General features: G+C 46.5%; 18 protein-coding genes, 1 pseudogene and 1 riboswitch. Of the genes and pseudogenes, 8 read left to right on the top strand and 11 right to left on the bottom strand.

What is annotated here, in order from left to right:
* The first annotated feature begins 527 nt into the window (after positions 1-527).
* Both purH and purD read left to right on the top strand, forming a co-directional pair.
* A complete protein-coding gene (gene purH / locus PXH59_RS16495) occupies positions 528-2,117 on the top strand; it encodes a bifunctional phosphoribosylaminoimidazolecarboxamide formyltransferase/IMP cyclohydrolase (protein ID WP_285809212.1) in 1,590 nt (529 codons plus the stop codon).
* A 30-nt stretch (positions 2,118-2,147) separates the two neighbouring features.
* Positions 2,148-3,443, top strand: coding sequence for a phosphoribosylamine--glycine ligase (gene purD / locus PXH59_RS16490; RefSeq protein WP_285809211.1), 1,296 nt, complete (start codon positions 2,148-2,150; stop codon positions 3,441-3,443).
* A gap of 29 nt (positions 3,444-3,472) precedes the next feature.
* Here the strand turns inward: purD and PXH59_RS16485 are convergent, their stop codons facing one another.
* The 6 genes from PXH59_RS16485 to nudC form a co-directional block, all read right to left on the bottom strand.
* Positions 3,473-4,147: a DUF1481 domain-containing protein gene (locus tag PXH59_RS16485; RefSeq protein ID WP_369813279.1), complete on the bottom strand. Its 675-nt coding sequence runs from the start codon at positions 4,145-4,147 to the stop codon at positions 3,473-3,475.
* Between the two features lie 41 nt (positions 4,148-4,188).
* Positions 4,189-4,461 (bottom strand): nucleoid-associated protein HU-alpha, encoded by a 273-nt coding sequence (gene hupA / locus PXH59_RS16480; protein WP_047771029.1) that lies wholly within the window; start codon positions 4,459-4,461, stop codon positions 4,189-4,191.
* A 185-nt stretch (positions 4,462-4,646) separates the two neighbouring features.
* On the bottom strand, positions 4,647-5,237 hold the full coding sequence (locus PXH59_RS16475; RefSeq protein WP_285809209.1) for a YjaG family protein: 591 nt from the start codon (positions 5,235-5,237) through the stop codon (positions 4,647-4,649).
* A 76-nt stretch (positions 5,238-5,313) separates the two neighbouring features.
* A complete protein-coding gene (nfi, locus tag PXH59_RS16470; RefSeq protein WP_285809207.1) occupies positions 5,314-6,003 on the bottom strand; it encodes a deoxyribonuclease V in 690 nt (229 codons plus the stop codon).
* Between the two features lie 4 nt (positions 6,004-6,007).
* Positions 6,008-7,072, bottom strand: a complete 1,065-nt coding sequence (hemE, locus tag PXH59_RS16465; protein WP_285809205.1) for a uroporphyrinogen decarboxylase — start codon at positions 7,070-7,072, stop codon at positions 6,008-6,010.
* Between the two features lie 106 nt (positions 7,073-7,178).
* Positions 7,179-7,946, bottom strand: coding sequence for an NAD(+) diphosphatase (nudC, locus tag PXH59_RS16460; protein WP_285809204.1), 768 nt, complete (start codon positions 7,944-7,946; stop codon positions 7,179-7,181).
* 163 nt (positions 7,947-8,109) lie between these two features.
* Positions 8,110-8,234, top strand: a riboswitch (TPP riboswitch).
* Between the two features lie 146 nt (positions 8,235-8,380).
* On the opposite strand from nudC, the gene thiC reads away from it, so the two are divergent.
* The 6 genes from thiC to thiH are packed head-to-tail and all read left to right on the top strand — an operon-like array spanning position 8,381 to position 13,918.
* Entirely contained in the window at positions 8,381-10,357 is a 1,977-nt protein-coding gene (gene thiC / locus PXH59_RS16455; RefSeq protein WP_047771033.1) for a phosphomethylpyrimidine synthase ThiC, read from the top strand.
* The gene (gene thiE / locus PXH59_RS16450) at positions 10,341-11,015 is read left to right on the top strand and encodes a thiamine phosphate synthase (RefSeq protein ID WP_285809203.1); all 675 of its coding nucleotides are present in this window, start codon (positions 10,341-10,343) and stop codon (positions 11,013-11,015) included. The genes thiC and thiE overlap by 17 nt, the downstream gene beginning before the upstream one ends.
* Positions 11,009-11,794, top strand: a complete 786-nt coding sequence (locus tag PXH59_RS16445; protein ID WP_285809202.1) for a HesA/MoeB/ThiF family protein — start codon at positions 11,009-11,011, stop codon at positions 11,792-11,794. Before thiE ends, PXH59_RS16445 begins: the two co-directional genes overlap by 7 nt.
* Positions 11,791-12,006, top strand: coding sequence for a sulfur carrier protein ThiS (gene thiS / locus PXH59_RS16440; RefSeq protein WP_047771036.1), 216 nt, complete (start codon positions 11,791-11,793; stop codon positions 12,004-12,006). The genes PXH59_RS16445 and thiS overlap by 4 nt, the downstream gene beginning before the upstream one ends.
* A gap of 20 nt (positions 12,007-12,026) precedes the next feature.
* Entirely contained in the window at positions 12,027-12,797 is a 771-nt protein-coding gene (locus PXH59_RS16435) for a thiazole synthase (RefSeq protein ID WP_047771037.1), read from the top strand.
* Positions 12,794-13,918 (top strand): 2-iminoacetate synthase ThiH, encoded by a 1,125-nt coding sequence (thiH, locus tag PXH59_RS16430; protein ID WP_285809200.1) that lies wholly within the window; start codon positions 12,794-12,796, stop codon positions 13,916-13,918. Before PXH59_RS16435 ends, thiH begins: the two co-directional genes overlap by 4 nt.
* A 139-nt stretch (positions 13,919-14,057) precedes the next feature.
* Here thiH and PXH59_RS16425 read toward each other — a convergent pair whose 3' ends face one another.
* The 5 genes and pseudogenes from PXH59_RS16425 to PXH59_RS20285 form a co-directional block, all read right to left on the bottom strand.
* Positions 14,058-14,654: a DUF1349 domain-containing protein gene (locus tag PXH59_RS16425; protein ID WP_285809199.1), complete on the bottom strand. Its 597-nt coding sequence runs from the start codon at positions 14,652-14,654 to the stop codon at positions 14,058-14,060.
* A 14-nt stretch (positions 14,655-14,668) separates the two neighbouring features.
* Positions 14,669-15,835, bottom strand: a complete 1,167-nt coding sequence (locus PXH59_RS16420; RefSeq protein WP_434223325.1) for an MFS transporter — start codon at positions 15,833-15,835, stop codon at positions 14,669-14,671.
* A gap of 101 nt (positions 15,836-15,936) precedes the next feature.
* Positions 15,937-16,605 carry an HAD family hydrolase gene (locus PXH59_RS16415; protein WP_285809197.1) on the bottom strand — a complete coding sequence of 223 codons (669 nt, stop codon included), beginning with the start codon at positions 16,603-16,605 and terminating at the stop codon, positions 15,937-15,939.
* A gap of 25 nt (positions 16,606-16,630) precedes the next feature.
* Complete coding sequence (locus PXH59_RS16410) at positions 16,631-17,692, bottom strand: zinc-dependent alcohol dehydrogenase (protein ID WP_285809196.1); 1,062 nt, start codon at positions 17,690-17,692, stop codon at positions 16,631-16,633.
* Positions 17,686-18,938, bottom strand: a pseudogene (locus PXH59_RS20285) (aminotransferase class III-fold pyridoxal phosphate-dependent enzyme). The gene PXH59_RS16410 and the pseudogene PXH59_RS20285 overlap by 7 nt, the downstream one beginning before the upstream one ends.
* Between the last annotated feature and the right edge of the window lie 59 nt (positions 18,939-18,997).

Genomic DNA, 18,997 nt, shown 5'->3' with positions numbered 1-18,997 from the left:
AGACTTTTTAATCTTTTTCGCCTTTCGGCGTCAGATAGTGTCTTGTGAGTGCCCACACAGATTGTCTGATTAATTTGTTAAAGAGCGTTGGCAACCGGGCGTCTCTTCCGGGTTGCGAGGCTGCGTATCTTACGCTTTTCGCCTCGAGAGTCAAGCGATTATTTTCGCTTTTCTCTCACTGTCCTTCGCGGTCTGTTTCAGCTCGGCGTCGGTCAGTGGTGGCGCATTATAGGGTGTTTTTCAGCGCTGACAATAGTTTTTTTTGAAAATAGTTATCGTTTGATGAATTACACAGCAAAATGCCATTTTATACCTAGATATGCACAGATTTATCCACGCATCGATATTTTGATAAAATTTATCGAGCATCACGCAAACGTTTTCGTTACAATCTGCGGAGGAAAAATCACCACGTGTTTTTTTTAATATTGTTTTGAAATGTTATTGCAGAAACCATTTTTTCTACCAATCAGTGGATTTTCCCCAATAACACATTCTTGTTTTATGAAATTCAAGGGATCACACCAATGCAACAGCTTCGTCCAATCCGTCGTGCCCTGCTGAGTGTTTCTGACAAAGCGGGGATTGTTGAATTTGCCAAAGCTTTATCCAATCGCAGTGTCGAACTGCTTTCAACGGGAGGCACTGCTCGTCTGCTGGCCGAAGCAGGATTGAATGTCACCGAGGTTTCTGACTATACAGGCTTCCCTGAAATGATGGATGGGAGAGTCAAAACACTTCACCCTAAAATTCATGGCGGCATCTTGGGTCGACGTGGACAGGATGATGAAGTGATGGGACAACACCAGATTTCACAGATTGATATGGTGGTTGTTAACCTTTATCCCTTTGCCCAAACCGTAGCAAAACCAGACTGCTCTCTGGACGATGCGGTAGAGAATATTGATATTGGTGGTCCCACAATGGTTCGCTCCGCAGCCAAAAACCACAAAGATGTGGCGATTGTTGTCAATAGCCAGGATTACGACAAAATTATTGAGGAGATGGATAACAACCAAAATTCACTGACACCGTCCACTCGCTTTAATTTAGCCATCAAGGCGTTTGAACACACCGCCGCTTATGACAGCATGATTGCCAATTACTTTGGTAAATTGGTTCCACCCTATTATGGTGAAACTGATCAACCATCAGGACGTTTCCCCCGCACGCTGAATCTCAACTTCATTAAGAAGCAGGATATGCGTTATGGTGAAAACAGCCACCAAGATGCAGCTTTCTATATAGAAGACCAAATCGCAGAAGCTTCAATTGCTACGGCAACCCAGTTACAAGGTAAAGCACTTTCTTATAACAATATCGCGGATACCGATGCTGCACTGGAATGTGTAAAAAGCTTTTCCGAACCAGCCTGCGTCATTGTCAAACACGCCAATCCTTGTGGCGTTGCGATTGGTTCTGACCTCCATACCGCCTACGATCGCGCTTTTAAAACCGATCCTACTTCTGCATTCGGTGGCATTATTGCTTTTAACCGTGAACTCGATACCAACACTGCTCAGGCTATTATTGAACGTCAATTTGTCGAAGTCATCATTGCGCCTTCTGTGAGTGAAGCAGCGCTGCCGATTCTGGCAACAAAACAAAATGTCCGCGTTTTGGTGTGCGGCGAATGGCATTCGCCCGTTGCCAGCTTGGATTTCAAACGTGTCACCGGCGGTTTACTCGTACAAGATCGCGATTTAGGTATGGTGACAGAAAATAACCTGGTTGTTGTATCCCAACGTCAGCTAACGGAACAAGAGAGGCAAGATGCCCTGTTCTGCTGGAAAGTCGCTAAGTTCGTCAAATCCAATGCGATTGTTTATGCTAAGGATAATATGACCGTGGGTATTGGCGCCGGACAAATGAGCCGTGTTTACTCTGCCAAAATCGCTGGTATTAAGGCAGCCGATGAAGGATTGGAAGTTCAGGGCTGCGCCATGGCTTCAGATGCCTTTTTCCCATTCCGTGATGGTATTGATGCCGCAGCCGCTGTAGGGGTGAGCTGTATTATCCAACCCGGTGGTTCCATTCGTGATGATGAAGTGATTGCCGCTGCCGATGAACACGGTATCGCCATGATTTTCACTGGTATGCGCCATTTTCGCCATTAACAATTTATGTCTTATTAATAGGAGACTCAGATGAACATATTGGTTATTGGCAATGGCGGAAGAGAACATGCATTAGCCTGGAAAGCAGCGCAATCCCCTCTGGCAAACAAAGTTTATGTCGCACCAGGGAATGCGGGCACCGCATTGGAAGCTCATTTAGAAAATGTGAACATTGCCGCGACAGATATTGAAGGGTTACTAGCATTTGCCCGAAATCATGATATTGACCTGACCATTGTTGGGCCTGAAGCGCCACTGGTTATCGGTGTAGTTGATGCTTTCCAACAGGCAGGTCTGACGATTTTTGGCCCGACAAAAGCGGCTGCTCAATTGGAGGGTTCCAAAGCTTTCACCAAAGATTTCCTTGCCCGCCATCATATCCCTACAGCGGCCTACCAAAATTTCACCGAAATTGAACCCGCACTGGCTTATCTGGAAAAAGCAGGCGCTCCAGTCGTTATCAAAGCTGACGGTTTGGCTGCCGGTAAAGGTGTAGTCGTTGCCACAACCCTGGATGAAGCACAAAGCGTTGTCAAAGATATGCTGGCAGGTAATGCATTTGGTAATGCCGGGCATCGTATTGTCATTGAAGAATTTCTGGCAGGCGAAGAAGCCAGTTTTATTGTCATGGTGGATGGCAAAAACGTGGTTCCTATGGCAACCAGTCAAGATCACAAGCGCGTAGGTGACGGCGATACAGGGCCGAACACCGGAGGAATGGGGGCTTACTCCCCCGCGCCGGTCGTCACGGATGAGATCCACCAACGAGTGATGGAAAAAATCATTTACCCTACCGTGAAAGGAATGGCGGCTGAAGGCCATACCTATGTGGGTTTTCTTTATGCGGGATTGATGATTGATAAACAGGGTGAATCGAAAGTGATCGAATTTAACTGTCGATTTGGTGATCCCGAAACCCAACCTATCATGATGCGTCTACGTTCTGATTTGGTCGAACTGTGTCTTGCCGGAGCCAAAGGTCAGTTAGGTGAAAAAACCTCTGAATGGGACGATCGTCCTGCCTTAGGCGTTGTGCTAGCGGCGGGCGGTTATCCGGCCAGTTATACCAAAGGTGACGTTATCAGTGGATTAAAGAAGCCTGATGCCGATGAATCTGGTATCAATGAAAAAGTCTTCCACGCAGGGACAGCCCTTAAGGATGAAAATATTATCACCGCGGGTGGGCGTGTCTTATGTGTGACTGCCTTAGGTTACGATATTGCAGATGCCCAGAAAAAAGCTTATCTGAAAGCCGAACAAATTAACTGGGAAGGGTGCTTTTATCGTAAAGATATTGGCTACCGAGCCATTGCCCGTTTGAAATAGCTCAACCTAAGCCGGCGGAAGGAACAAAATTACAGTTTATCTTTCGTCGGTTCCCAACGACAAAAATCATCATTGGCGACCAATAATAACTTTTTGCCTTCAGGCGAATCCAACCATGCAATAGTCAGTAAACCGGAACGATTGCTTTGCCTTTCTTCGAGCCATCTCTGTGCGTGAGGCTCAAATTCAATGAATAATTGTTTTCCTAAACAGGTGGTAACTCGCCCATTCTGCCAATGCCCTTGTAGCAACTTAACCTTATCTGCAATTAAAGTATCACTGATTTTTTCTATCTGTTTAGCATCAAATTTCAGACGAGCCACATCATCATCGGACAACGGTTCATTGCTTTTTTGCAATTGCCGTAGCATAAAAATGACAGAATTATCTTGGGAGATACGTAATGTCTCTGCGATGGGCGGATTATCAAACACATTGCGGCGGATTTGCCACAAACTGCCATGACGATATTCGTAGAAAGTCACAACGGTATCTTTATTATGGGGAGCTTTATTGTGGTAGGGGCTGTAAACACTCATGATAACCTGAGGTTTACTGTTTTGATCGTTTAAACGCCATAAACGAATCACGCCGTTATCAGTCACAAAACCACTGGCGCTGAAAAGAGGTGTTGTTGGCTGAATCGAACAGGCGCTGAGCAAAGAGATGAACCCTAATGCTAACAGCCCCTGTAGAATCAACAAAAGGGGTTTATTTGCCCCTCTTATTTTTTTTCGCAATTCGATTACTTAACTGCGTCTTTCAGTGCTTTACCAGCGGAAAAAGCAGGCACGTTTGCTGCTGCGATTTTAATTTCTTTACCAGTCTGTGGGTTACGACCAGTACGCTCTGCACGATGATTAACTTTGAAAGTACCAAAGCCTACCAGCTGCACTGCATCACCATTTTTCAGTGATTCAGTGATTGCATTCAAAGTTGATTCCAGTGCAGCTTTAGCCTGGATTTTGGTCAGGTCTGCGCCTGCTGCAATTGCATCAACTAATTCAGTCTTATTCATAGATTATCCTTACAGTGTGTTTATCGTTTGCAAAGCATCGAGTGCGACGGATATGCCGATTTGACAGCACCCCTGCATACACGCACCGATAGCCACTTCTTTTCGCCCTCCAATGTAGAACAGAGTGAGGGCAAATGTGAAGACTTTAAATACGGCAAATCAAGCACTAAGTCACGTTTTATAAGTTATTGCGCCAAATTTATGCCGATATTGCTGACTTCCGCCTCACGGAGATCAGTCCTTAATCCTTTAATTAATTCGATGTCCCGTTCTTCGCAATCTGCCAACAAACGGTAAATCTCCCATTGAATGTCCCATTCTTCCTCAATGGCAGGTAATACTTTTAACTCATCCTCGGTCATTTCTCTACCGGCCTGCGTCATTTCCAGCATAGCAACAGTACGGATGGATGTTTCACTGACGGCTATTGCATGTTCTAACGTCGAACCACTCAGACGAGAATGAATGACTTCACTCAATGCAATGCACGCATCAATCGCCGGATACACACCATAAATATCATAATCTTCCGATGATGGGATAATGGCTTCCAATTTTTCCAGCTGATTATCAAAATTCACTTTTACATCTTTAACGACCAAAATTTCCCACACAAGATCCAGAATGCGGCGATATTGTACAGGGTCTGCAAATCTGCTTTGGAGACAAAATGCCTGATAATTTGGATACATCCGCTCACATAGACTAGCCATAAAAGTCAAATGTTGCCAACTTTCGAGTTTCTCCAACCGCAGATGGATCGGGTTTCTTAACATTGGTCGTTACTCATAATGCCTAATTTGCGTCGAAGTTTACCTGAAAATCAAGAATATCCACACTTTTCCGCCACAATTATAGATTTTTCTGCATTGTTTGCTTAAAAAACAACCTATTTGAGGCAATCCCGTCCGCCCAACGGGTGGGTTCAGGCAGTTTATATCCCCCCATACACTGCTCAACCCAAAAGACCGCACTATCAATACTGATCTTGTGTCCAGGGGAAATATAGAGCGGATTGCATCTTTTTTTGCTTCTCAATACGACACCAATCTGTTCACCGTGATCCATCAGTGGCTGACGATCACCCAGAACCTCTCCTACCTGCGCATGTTCACCACACAAACGGCTTTTTGCCACCCCAATGGTGGGAACATCCACGAAGACCCCAAAATGGCTGGCGATACCAAAACGCCGAGGATGGGCAATGCCCTGACCATCCACCATCACCAAATCAGGCCGCAAACTTAATTTTTGCCATGCAGCTATCAGTGCAGGATATTCACGAAATGAGAGTAAACCGGGGATATAGGGAAGTACCGTATCAATTCTGGCAATTTGGTATTCAACCAATTCCAGTGAAGGATATTGCAATACCGCAATGGCGGCACGGGTTACCGTACCGCTTTTTTCAAACCCAACATCAGCACCCGCAATGAACTTCGGCGTAAAATCTGGCGTGAAAGACGCAGAAAAAGCATCATGGCGGATAACCAGCCGTGATTTCTCTATCTGTTCCTGACGTAATGCCTTTGTATCAATCATAAAATCATTGATGGTATTTTACTGAAAGCCGATGTACTGCTTCAACGAATGCGCCTGCGTGTTCTGGCGGAACATCCTGATGAATACCGTGCCCCAAATTGAAAACATGCCCACTGCCCACACCAAAATCTTGTAAAATTGTCGACACTTCTTCTTCAATTCGTGCTGGCGGGGCATATAACATGGACGGGTCCATATTACCCTGCAAGGCGACCTTATCTCCAACGCGCCGACGCGCATCAGCCATATTCGTTGTCCAATCCAAACCAAGCGCATCACATCCTGTCGCCGCCATCGCTTCAAGCCACTGCCCTCCCCCTTTGGTAAACAGGGTCACAGGCACACGACGGCCTTCATGTTCGCGGATCAATCCATCAACAATTTTATGCATGTATTGCAGGGAAAACGCCAGATAATCTCGATGAGACAAAACCCCACCCCAGGTATCGAAAATCATGACAGATTGAGCGCCAGCTTTTATTTGCGCATTCAGATATAAAATAACGCTGTTTGCCAATTTATCCAGTAACATATGCAATGTAGCAGGCTCCGCATACATCATGGCCTTAATTTTGGTGAAAGCCTTACTGCTTCCGCCTTCAACCATATATGTGGCCAATGTCCACGGGCTACCAGAAAACCCGATCAAAGGCACTTGTCCTGCCAATGCCTTACGAATAGCCCGCACGGCATCCATAACATAGCCTAACTCCAGTTCGGGATCAGGCTCAGGCAATTTTTCTACATCAGCATGATTCTGAATCGGAGAATGAAAACGTGGCCCTTCTCCCGTTTCAAAATACAGCCCTAATCCCATCGCATCAGGAATAGTCAAAATATCAGAAAACAGGATAGCGGCATCCAGCGGAAAGCGGCGTAAGGGCTGGAGAGTCACTTCACAAGCCAATTCGGTGTTTTTACATAACGAGATGAAATTTCCCGCCGCCTGACGCGTAGCTTTATATTCAGGTAAATATCGACCGGCCTGACGCATCATCCATACCGGGGTGATATCGACGGGCTGACGCAATAAGGCACGCAGATAGCGGTCGTTTTTCAACTCATTCATGACAAGCTCCCTTGATTAATTTATGCACGACAAACACACGAAAAAACTGGCGCAGTTTAACATGCCTGAAATTGAACTTCTGGCATAACCTCCCATAACGTGATGATTACTGATGACGGCATAACGCCACCGTATCTTCAATTAAACGGCGGGCAATCGTATCAGGGGGAGGAATCAAGGGAAGATTATCATAACGGTGCCAATCTGCACTGATCAGTTCAGCGGGGTCAATATTGATTTCACCGCTCTCATAATCGGCCAGAAAGCCTACCATCAATGAATTCGGGAAAGGCCACGGCTGGGAGGCGACATAACGCAAATTACGGATCGTAATCCCGCTCTCTTCCATCACTTCACGATGCACAGTCTCCTCCAGCGTTTCCCCCACTTCAACAAAACCGGCCAGCACGGTATGAATCCCATTACGGTGACGCTGGTGTTGTGCCAGCAAGATATGGTCATCACGGCGAATACCGACAATGATGCTGGGTGCAATTTGTGGATAATAATGTTCATGGCAGTGGTGGCACAAACAAGCCCATTCACGCTGGCTATGCTGCATCTCATGACCACAGTAACCACAATAGTGATGTGAACGATAAAACTCAGCCAATTGAACACCACGCCCAACCAACTGAAATAACTTAGCATCCCGATCAGCAATTAAACGGGGAGAGGACATATCTGAAGCCATTTTCTGACGAACCAACCAGACCGTCTCCCCCAACCACTCACCGATGGGTTTTGCCATATGGCCTTGCAATGACCATTGACCGGCCGTACCTAAAGGTAACTCTCCTTGTGGTAGCCAAACCCGATTCTCAAGACTGACAATCCACCAGCCTTGTTCTCTACCTGTCAGTTTTTGTTGCATAATCTGTTCCATCATGGGTTATGTGATTTATGACGTCTTCAATCTCGTTATAGTAACCGCACTGGTGAATACTCTTCTTAAATAGGCGTCACAGTAATGTCAAAACAAATGCGCCCAAAAACGGGGTTGTAGTTTTCACAATCCCCTTTATACTTTGGGGTGTTTTTTCTTGTCGGAGTGCCTAGCGTTCAACGTATATCACGATGGACACAGGCTGAGACCGTTAATTCGGGATCCGCAGAACCTGATCGGGCTAATACCCGCGAAGGGAACAAGAGTAATCACTCCGCTGCCAGTATTTTGTACATTTATGCAATCATGTACAAATACCAATCAGCCCCAACCATTACTCCCTGCGAGCTCCAGACAAGCAATTTTCTCAACTTAAGCCTGATCAACAATGAGACAGGCGATAACACAGTCAGGAATTTGCTATGTCTAAGTCCAACAATATCGTTATTTCGAATACGGTTATTCCAACGGCTGATATCTCGCCTAAAGCCCATCCAGCGAGGCCACGTAAGGTTCAAAGAGATGCGGCACAAGCATTTATCCATTCCGTTCAAGGGGTGACTTTTCCCAATTCAAAGCGCATTTACCTTGAAGGCTCACGCCAAGATATTCAGGTTCCTATGCGTGAAATCCAACTTTCTCCCACATTCATTGGGGGCACGAAAGAAAATCCCCAATTTGAGGCAAACGAACCTGTCCCGGTTTATGACACTTCCGGCTCTTATGGCGATCCTGCTGCCATACTGGATGTAAGGAAGGGTTTACCTAAGATCCGCCAGCCGTGGATTGATGAACGCAATGATACCGAACCTGTTTCAGCCCTCAGTTCTGATTTTACCCAACAACGCCTTGCTGATGCCGGATTGGATCACCTGCGCTTTCACCATCGTCCACATCCACTGAAATCCAGGCAGGGTAAGTGTGTCACCCAATTGCACTATGCACGCCAGGGGATCATCACACCAGAAATGGAATTTATCGCCTTGCGTGAAAATATGGGGCGCGAGCGCATTCGCAGTGAAGTCTTGCGCCAGCAACATGCAGGGCAAAGTTTCGGTGCCAACTTACCGGAAAACATCACAGCCGAATTTGTCCGTCAGGAAGTTGCTGCCGGCCGTGCGATTATTCCCGCCAACATTAATCATCCTGAATCTGAACCGATGATTATTGGTCGCAATTTTCTGGTGAAAGTGAATGCCAATATCGGTAACTCCTCCGTCACCTCCTCTATTGAAGAAGAGGTGGAAAAACTGATCTGGTCTACCCGCTGGGGCGCAGATACCGTGATGGATCTCTCCACCGGACGCTACATCCACGAAACCCGCGAATGGATACTACGCAATAGCCCGGTTCCCATTGGTACTGTCCCGATTTATCAGGCACTGGAAAAGGTCAACGGCATCGCAGAAAACCTGACATGGGAAATGTTCCGCGATACCTTGCTGGAACAGGCCGAACAAGGCGTGGATTATTTCACTATTCATGCTGGCGTGCTGCTACGTTATGTCCCGATGACCGCCAAACGCCTGACCGGTATTGTTTCCCGTGGCGGCTCAATTATGGCGAAGTGGTGCCTTTCCCATCACCAAGAAAATTTCCTCTACACCCACTTCCGCGAAATCTGTGAAATTTGTGCGGCCTATGACGTCTCCCTCTCTTTGGGGGATGGGTTGCGTCCTGGCTCAATTCAGGATGCCAATGACGAAGCCCAATTCGCAGAATTGTATACTCTTGGCGAGCTGACCAGGATCGCATGGGAGTACGATGCTCAGGTCATGATTGAAGGACCCGGGCATATCCCAATGCAACTGATCCGCCGTAATATGACGGAAGAACTCGAACACTGCCACGAGGCCCCATTTTATACTCTGGGACCATTGACGACCGATATCGCTCCAGGTTATGACCATTTCACCTCCGGCATCGGCGCTGCCATGATTGGCTGGTTTGGCTGTGCCATGCTGTGTTATGTCACGCCCAAAGAACACCTCGGGCTGCCCAATAAAGAGGATGTCAAACAAGGCCTGATTACTTACAAAATCGCAGCCCATGCGGCAGATCTCGCCAAAGGCCATCCGGGAGCACAAATCCGTGACAATGCGATGTCAAAGGCGCGGTTTGAATTCCGCTGGGAAGATCAATTCAATCTGGCACTTGATCCTGACACCGCCCGCGCCTACCACGATGAAACCTTACCGCAGGAATCCGGCAAAGTTGCCCACTTCTGTTCCATGTGTGGGCCAAAATTCTGCTCAATGAAAATCACCCAGGATGTGCGCGATTATGCAGCAAAACTGGAACAGGAAGCGGGTATGGAACAGATGTCAGAAGCATTCCGTTCCCGTGGCAGCGAACTCTATCACAGTGCTGAGGAGGTGACGCATGAAAAATCAGCCTGATACCTCAACGCTTCCACAAGCCCCCTTTGCCCCAACAATGCACCGATTGGGGCTTTATCCGGTGGTGGATTCCCTGACGTGGATTGAGCGTTTACTGGCAGCCGGCGTCAAAACCCTGCAATTGCGCATCAAAGACCAGCCGGAAGAACAGGTAGAGAAAGATATTCAGTTCGCCATTGCGCTCGGTCACCACTATCATGCACGATTATTCATTAATGATTATTGGCGTCTTGCCATTAAACATCAGGCCTATGGCGTTCATTTGGGACAGGAAGATCTCGACATCGCGGATCTCCATGCCATCCAGCAAGCCGGATTGCGTCTGGGCATTTCTACCCACGATCAACAAGAACTGGCGCGGGCAAAATCCCTGCGCCCCTCTTATATTGCACTAGGGCATATTTTCCCCACTACCACGAAAGAGATGCCCTCATCACCACAGGGCCTTGAAGCACTCAAACATCAAGTGGAGATCACCCCAGAATATCCTACCGTCGCCATTGGCGGTATTTCACTGGAGAGGGTGCCGGAGGTGGTGGCAACGGGAGTCGGTGGCGTGGCACTGGTCAGTGCGATTACAAAAGCGAAAGATTGGCGGCAGACAACAGCCAGATTGCTTCATCTGGTTGAGTATCAAGATCGGGGGCTTTTATGTTAAACGATCAAGAATTTATGCGTTACAGCCGCCAATTACTGCTGGAAGACATTGGTCCCGGAGGACAAGAGAAATTAAAAGCCAGCAAGGTGCTGGTTGTCGGTTTGGGGGGATTAGGATCGCCGGCTGCGCTCTATCTCGCGGCCGCAGGGGTAGGAAACCTTTATCTGGCAGATGATGACACGTTGCATATCTCAAACCTGCAACGCCAAATTATCTATCGCAGCGCCGATATTCCTGCCAACAAAGCCCAATTAGCCGCAAAACAACTGGCTGAACTAAACCCACAAATCCATATCACTGCACTTACTGAACGGCAAGATCGCAAATCTTTGGTTAACGCTGTCAGCCAAGTCGATTTGGTCTTGGATTGCTGCGACAATATGGCAACTCGCCATGCCATCAATGCCGCCTGTATTGCAGAAAATAAACCTCTCATCAGCGGCAGTGCCGTCGGTTTTAGTGGACAATTAATGGTATTGACTCCTCCCTACCAGCACGGTTGCTATGCCTGCCTCTATCCTAATCAAGAAGAACCTCACCGAAATTGTCGGACAGCCGGTATCTTAGGCCCTATCGTTGGGATCATCGGCACCTTGCAATCATTGGAAGCCATAAAAATGCTGACAGGTCTTTCTTCTCCCTTAAACGGAAAACTCCGGCTGTTTGATGGCAAGCAGCAAAGCTGGAGCACATTACAGCTTACCCGTTCATCACAGTGCCCAATTTGTGGTGCTACCAGAGAAACCGATAAAAAGCGGTTAGGAAAAGAGGTCGCATGAACATTATCGTCAACGATCAACCCATGACACTGAGTGCCCCCATGACAGTGCAACAATTTCTGGAACATCAATTGCTGGAACCGATAGAACGCCCGCAATCAGGTACTGCTCTGGCTATCAATCAAACCATTATTCCGCGTTCAGAGTGGCAAACCCATCAGATTAATGACGGGGACACTATCTTGCTGTTTCAGGCCATTGCGGGTGGCTGATATTGTCGGAGGTTAATTTTATGTTAAAAATTGCAGATACCACCTTCCAGTCCCGCCTATTTACCGGAACAGGTAAATTTGCCAATGCAAAATTAATGATCGACGCGATCCGTGCTTCTGGCAGCCAATTGGTCACCATGGCAATGAAACGCATCGATCTCCACGGCAATAATGACGATGGCATTCTTGCCCCACTGCAACAGTTAGGTGTCAGACTGCTACCCAATACTTCTGGCGCTAAAACTGCGGAGGAAGCGATCTTCGCCGCTCGACTCGCACGGGAAGCGTTGGGAACTCACTGGATTAAATTGGAGATCCACCCCGATGTAAAATACCTGCTGCCCGATCCGGTTGAAACCTTAAAAGGAGCGGAACAGCTAGTCAAAGAAGGATTTATCGTTCTACCCTATTGTGGCGCGGATCCTGTCCTGTGCCGCCGCCTGGAAGAAGTCGGCTGTGCTGCCGTGATGCCATTGGGTGCCCCTATCGGTTCAAATAAGGGGTTACTGACCCGCGATTTTCTACAAATCATCATCGAACAGGCTAACGTGCCCGTGGTGGTGGATGCCGGGATCGGCGCACCGAGCCATGCGCTGGCCGCTATCGAAATGGGGGCGGATGCTGTGCTGGTGAATACCGCCATCGCGGTTGCCCGCCATCCCGTTAAAATGGCACAGGCATTCAAAACGGCCATTGAAGCTGGCGAACTTTCACATCAGGCAGGCGTAGCAAGCCAGAAATCTTATGCTGAGGCTTCCAGCCCCCTGACCGATTTTCTGGGGGTATTATGACAAACCGAACATTCAGCCAACGCTGGCAACAACTGGATTGGGATGACATCACCCTACGCATCAACAGTAAAACATCGCGGGACATTGAACAGGCACTAAACAGTACTCGCTTGACGTTGGATGACTTTATGGCCCTGCTCTCCCCTGCGGCACTGCCTTATCTTGAACCGCTCGCCCAACGCGCACAACAACTGACTCGCCAACGTTTTGGTCATACCGTGGGATTTTTTATCCCACTCTATCTTTCCAATCTGTGTGCCAACGACTGCACTTATTGTGGTTTTTCCATGAGCAATCACATTAAGCGCAAGACCCTCAATGAACAGGAGATTGAGGCAGAATGTCTTGCGCTGAAAAAACGGGGATTTGAGCATATTCTGCTGGTGACCGGAGAACACCAAAATAAAGTTGGCATGGCTTATTTTCGTCGCTATCTTCCCCTGATCCGCCGCCATTTCAGCTCTGTCTCAATGGAAGTTCAGCCACTGGCGCAAGAAGAATATGCTGAACTGAAAACATTGGGATTGGATGGCGTGATGGTCTATCAGGAAACCTACCATCAACCCAGCTATCAACTGCATCATCTGAAAGGCAAAAAGCAGGATTTCCACTGGCGACTGGAAACACCGGAACGCCTTGGTCGAGCGGGAATTGACAAGATTGGACTAGGCGCTTTGATTGGGCTATCCCACCATTGGCGAACAGATTGTTATATAGTGGCTGAACACCTCTTTTTCCTGCAAAAACAGTTCTGGAAAAGCCGTTATTCCCTCTCTTTTCCTCGACTACGTCCCTGTGCAGGCGGTATAGAACCCGCTTCTTTAATGAATGAAGCCGAACTGGTACAACTGATTTGCGCTTTCCGCCTGCTGGCACCCGATGTAGAGCTTTCCCTGTCTACCCGTGAATCACCCTTTTTTCGTGATCACGTTGTTCCTCTTGCGATCAACAATATCAGTGCAGGTTCAAAAACCCAGCCGGGCGGTTATGCCGATGGACACCACGAATTGGAACAATTCGCTCCCCACGACAATCGTTCTGTTTTTCAGGTCGCCGAAGCGTTGATTAAATCGGGTTTACAGCCCGTCTGGAAAGATTGGGACAATTACTTAGGTCGATAATTTTTAGTAGACAGTTTTTATTTGGGTATGCTGCAATCGCGGCATACCTGCTTATAATGCGCAAAAATAGAATCATAATAGGTAAAAGAATCATTAATGTGCAGGAAAATGCACATTAATGGTTATGATTAGTAGAGAGCTAACTTAAATCATGCAGGTGCTTTTTCAACGATGACGTGAGACTAAAGTCTGAAAACCTCACCTGTAAGCCTTCACGTTCTGGTGAGCAGCACATCGCCCCGACAAAAATCCGCTGATTGCCAACGGCAAAAGGGGACAATCGCAGTAACGGCCATATCACGCCATCCGTGGAATACTGCAACCGGATAGCCCCATCATGGTAAGTCAGCCGTAACCAGAATTTCTCCGGAGTACCGGGAAAAATCCCCATGGCCCAGTCCGAACATCCATTTGTCAATACACTGCCGATGGTTGCCTGCCCATCAGAATGTTCAACGCCCGCTTTTAGCCAATGTTGCTCATCCACCAATAACATCACACCAGCCTGATCATATAATTGTTCAAACTGGCCTTCGATACAAAACTGGAAGGTAAAACCTTCTTCAAGTTTAAAATCATCAATATAGCCACCAAATACATGACCACTATGACGCTGAAAACCATACCATGTATCACGCCAGAAATCGGTTTTATTGTCTGTCGTGACATGAAGTTCATTATCCTGACACCGCCATAAAGCAGGTTCATTCAACCAATAGCATTGCTGCAAATTCATCAATATTTACCCTGTTATTTCCTGGTGGGATTAACCAAACCATATCCCGCTAACAATGAAAGGGAAAGCACAGCTATACAAGCAAAAGCACCATGTAATGTTACCAGATGAGCCAAACCACCAATAATTGCCGGCCCAAGTAAAACCCCTGAATATCCCATCGTAGAAACGGCAGAAACTGCTAACGCATCAGGCATCACTTTCTGCTGACCTGAAGCGGTGAAAAACATCGGCGCCAAATTGGATAATCCCGCACCTATCATCAGGAAAGAAATGCCCAACTGAATTGGGCTGGTTGCCAGATAGATCAGCACAAACCCTGACGACGCCAAAATCGCACTACCTAAAAATACGCGTCGATATCCACATGCCGCAATGATCTTGTCACCTAAAAATCGTCCCGCCGTCATGGTAATGGCAAACAGCGTATAGCCAAAACCCGCCTGATGACTATTCATGTTATGCACACTACTTAATAAGATCCCGCTCCAATCCAACATGGAGCCTTCCATCAGGTAAACCACAAAACAAAGCGAACCAATCAGGATAACAATGCCGCGAGGTAAGGCAAAAAAGGGCGTTTCTTCTGTTTCGGCGTTATCCAGCATACCATTCCACGTTGGCAACAATAGCAGAATAACAAGTGCCACTACGACAATGGTGGCCTGAAATGGCGAGATCCCCAAAAACAACAATAAGCTGACCGTACCCGCTCCCGCAATTCCCCCCAGACTGAACAATGCATGAAAGCCCGACATAATTGGTTGGTGGACTCTTTTCTCAATATTAACCGCATGGATATTGATCACCACATCTGTCGCCCCAATTCCCATCCCAAATACAAACAAAGCGCAAGCCAGTGTCAATGGGGTAGAGAGCACACTTAGCCCCGGCAATATTAAAATAGCCAATAATGCGAAAAAGGTAAAAATCTTCCGGCAGCCAAAGCGAGTTGCCAACATTCCCGCTATTGGCATCATAATAAAAGAACCGATACCAAACACCAGTATCAGAAGCCCCATTGAACCATCATCCAGCCCAAACCGTTCCTTTACCAATGGGATCAGCGGTGCCCAACTGGCAATACTGAATCCCGCAATAAAAAATGAAACGCGCGTTGCTATAACAGGCTGCTTTATTGAAGAAACTGTATATTCCTCAGACAATTTGAATCCTCCCATCAATACCCTTCAAAAAACCATATCTTTTAAACCATATCTTTTAAACAACGCCTTCCGCCAGAACTGGCAGAAGGCGTCAATTATTGGTCTTCAATAAAAGATCACTTTATATTTATTCCTGAAAACTGGGGAATATCCGTTAGCTTCTCAATAACACGGGAAGCCTGCTCATACTGCTCTGCTACCGACAATGCATGAGGCCAGGCATATATCCACGCAATACCCGCTTGCTTTGCCGCCGCAATCCCCAAATCGGTATCTTCAATGACCAACGTTTGCTGGACATCCATCTTTTTCAATTTCAGCATAGCCAAATAAGGATCAGGGAAGGGTTTAGTTCTTTCCACATCATCGCCAGAAATCAAAGCAGGTGGTTCATGGAGATCCAACAAACTAAGATTGGCCAGACACACATTGCGCGGCGCAGTGGAAACAAACCCAAAGTTAGTACCATTTTGTTGCAAAGCCGCAATCAAATCAGTGATCCCCGGTCGCAAATAATGCGCAGACAATTTTTCTTGATAATGCAAAATGATTTTTTCGGTAATGTCTTGTTGCATTGATGGCGGAAGACCAACCTTATTTAAGGTTTCCTCCAGACTTAGCCCAATCAATTGCTGAGGTTGGATATCACTTAATTGAATATGTATCTGTTCTTCCAATACGTTACCTGATTCATTACCTAATACATCAAGCAATACGTCAAAATGCAGTTGTTCACTATCGACAATAACACCGTCGATATCAAAAATGACATTACATCTATCCATCGCCGTCGTCCTTCAAAATATTCACTTATTTTAGGTCAGAAATACGAATTAATACCTTACAGTTTGGTGTATTAAGAGGAACTTGCGTTTTCGATGCAATATCACAACCGACAGTCAGAAAAGCCTGTTGATAATCTTTGAAATCAAAAATCTGGCTGATAAAACGCTTAACAGGGATTGCGCCGTCACGGATCATAGTATAGGCACGTTCAAAACTATTATTCAGCGAATCAATGGAGCCTATGACTGAAAGACTTTTATCTGCAATTTTCATAATGTCCAAATTGGCATGTTTATCTTTCAGGGCAACATTTAATAATTTTCCACCCGGTGCCAGATGATCAAAAATATATTCAGTCAACTGCCCCGTTGTATCCACACATAAATCAATCAGGGCTGACGTATCACCATATTCCTGTATTAATGCTTCATTAAAGTCAGAATACAACTGGCATTCCGGTGGCAAATTATTTATTGCAAACTGAGTTCGGTTCTCATTCTTTTCGACCATAAAGGCTTTTACGCCCCGCTCATGCAGCGTCCAAATGTACAGCATCCCCATCGGGCCAGCACCTGCCACTGCCGCACGAATATTCGTGTGAGTAATCCCAAGCTTATCCACGCCGGTTATTGTGCAGCTTAGTGGTTCAGTCAATGAAGCCTCCTCCATACTGACATGATCATCCAGCTTGATAAGCAAATTTTCTTTTGCCAAATATTGCCCTGCGAAAGCGCCATCATAGGAAACTCCAGCTTCTGTTCCCAGTTTTCTCTCACAATGGTTAGGGCTGCCTGTCTGACACATCCGGCAATGCCCACAAAAGTAAGTCGGGTTGACGACAACACGATCCCCCACCTGAAATTGAGTAACACCGCTGCCAATTTGGGATACCACGCCAGCGGTTTCATGCCCCAAAGTGGTTCCCGGAATAGCAACAGGATAAGCACCCGTGATAATTCCCACATCCGTGCCACAAATACCACACACTGCAATGTCAACAACAACATCATCGGGTTCAATACAAGACAAAGGTTCAACTTGCTGGATTTCAACATCCCAAGTTTGATGATATTTAAGTGCTAACATGATACAGCCTCCGTACGTACTTGTGCGCTGGTCGTTAATTCTGAGAAAGTCAGATCCAGTTTATGGAGAATTTCTGCCAAATGTTCCTGTGTGCAAATCAGTGGAGGACGCACTTTGATTGCCCTGCCTTTACCATAACGGGAACCACGCAAGATCAAATGATGGCGGTTAGCCGTCGCGATCACCTGCGCGGCAAAATCTGGGTTTGGTGTGTCAAAGCCATACATATACCCCACCCCTCTCACTCCCGTGATCTCTGGATACCACTCCTGTAATTTCAACAAACCATCACGCAGATAGGCTTCATTTTGTTGCACATTTTCCAAAACGTGATCATCTTCAATAATATCGATAATTTCGTTGAGGGCGACCAAAGAGAGCGGATTAGCGCCAGACGTACTGGAATGTTCGAATGATTCCAGGATATCCAGTGAATGATGCATCAACACCCCCCCGTTGGAATACCGATACCCCCCGCTCCTTTGGCAAAAACGATGATATCTGGCTCCAGCTCTTTGGCATAACCCGTCGATGCGAAGAACGTACCTGTGCGACCAAAACCTGTTTGTACTTCATCCGCGATAATGATGATGCCATGCTGGCGACAGATTTCTCTGAGTTTCCGGTAGAAAGCCACAGGGAAAACCATATTGCCGCCATTTCCCTGAATCGGTTCAATAATCAGACAGGCAATATTGTCATTAGAGCCTAATTGAATAAATTGTTCTAAATCGACAAATTGTTCTTCACTCGGCTGTGATTGCCCTGCCAAGACACTGGCTGGCGTAGGAATTTTTATTGAACCATCAATATTGATATGGAAGTCTTTAATCCTGAATGCATTGCCAGAAATTTGTGCGGTTGCAAGAGATTGTCCATGATGGGCAAGAAAGAGTGAAATAACGCCTGAGCGTCCCGTTGATTTTTGCGCTATGCGGATAGCACATTCAACCGCACCCGATCCAGAAACATCTCGCAACCAGATGCGATCGACTCCTTCAGGTGTATATTTAATTAATTTACTCAAAATATATTGTGACATTTCACGGGTATAAGCCGAACTCAAATGGGTACATCTATCAATCTGTTGTTTGAGTTTTTCTGTAATCCGATCATTCGTATAGCCGAGCGGCAAATTAAAAGTTCCCGATGCCGCATCAATATATGTTTCACCATCAATGATCAAATAAGGGCCATGACCAATAAAACGAGAAAGCATGCTTTCAAGATGATTTCTATTTTCCATAATGACTCACCACTATTAGTTATATTAAACAACAAGTTAAGTTTAACAACAAAAAATAC

It is taken from the genome of Xenorhabdus bakwenae (assembly GCF_030272115.1).
Lineage (GTDB): Bacteria > Pseudomonadota > Gammaproteobacteria > Enterobacterales > Enterobacteriaceae > Xenorhabdus > Xenorhabdus bakwenae.
This window is presented reverse-complemented; position numbering and strand designations above follow the sequence as displayed.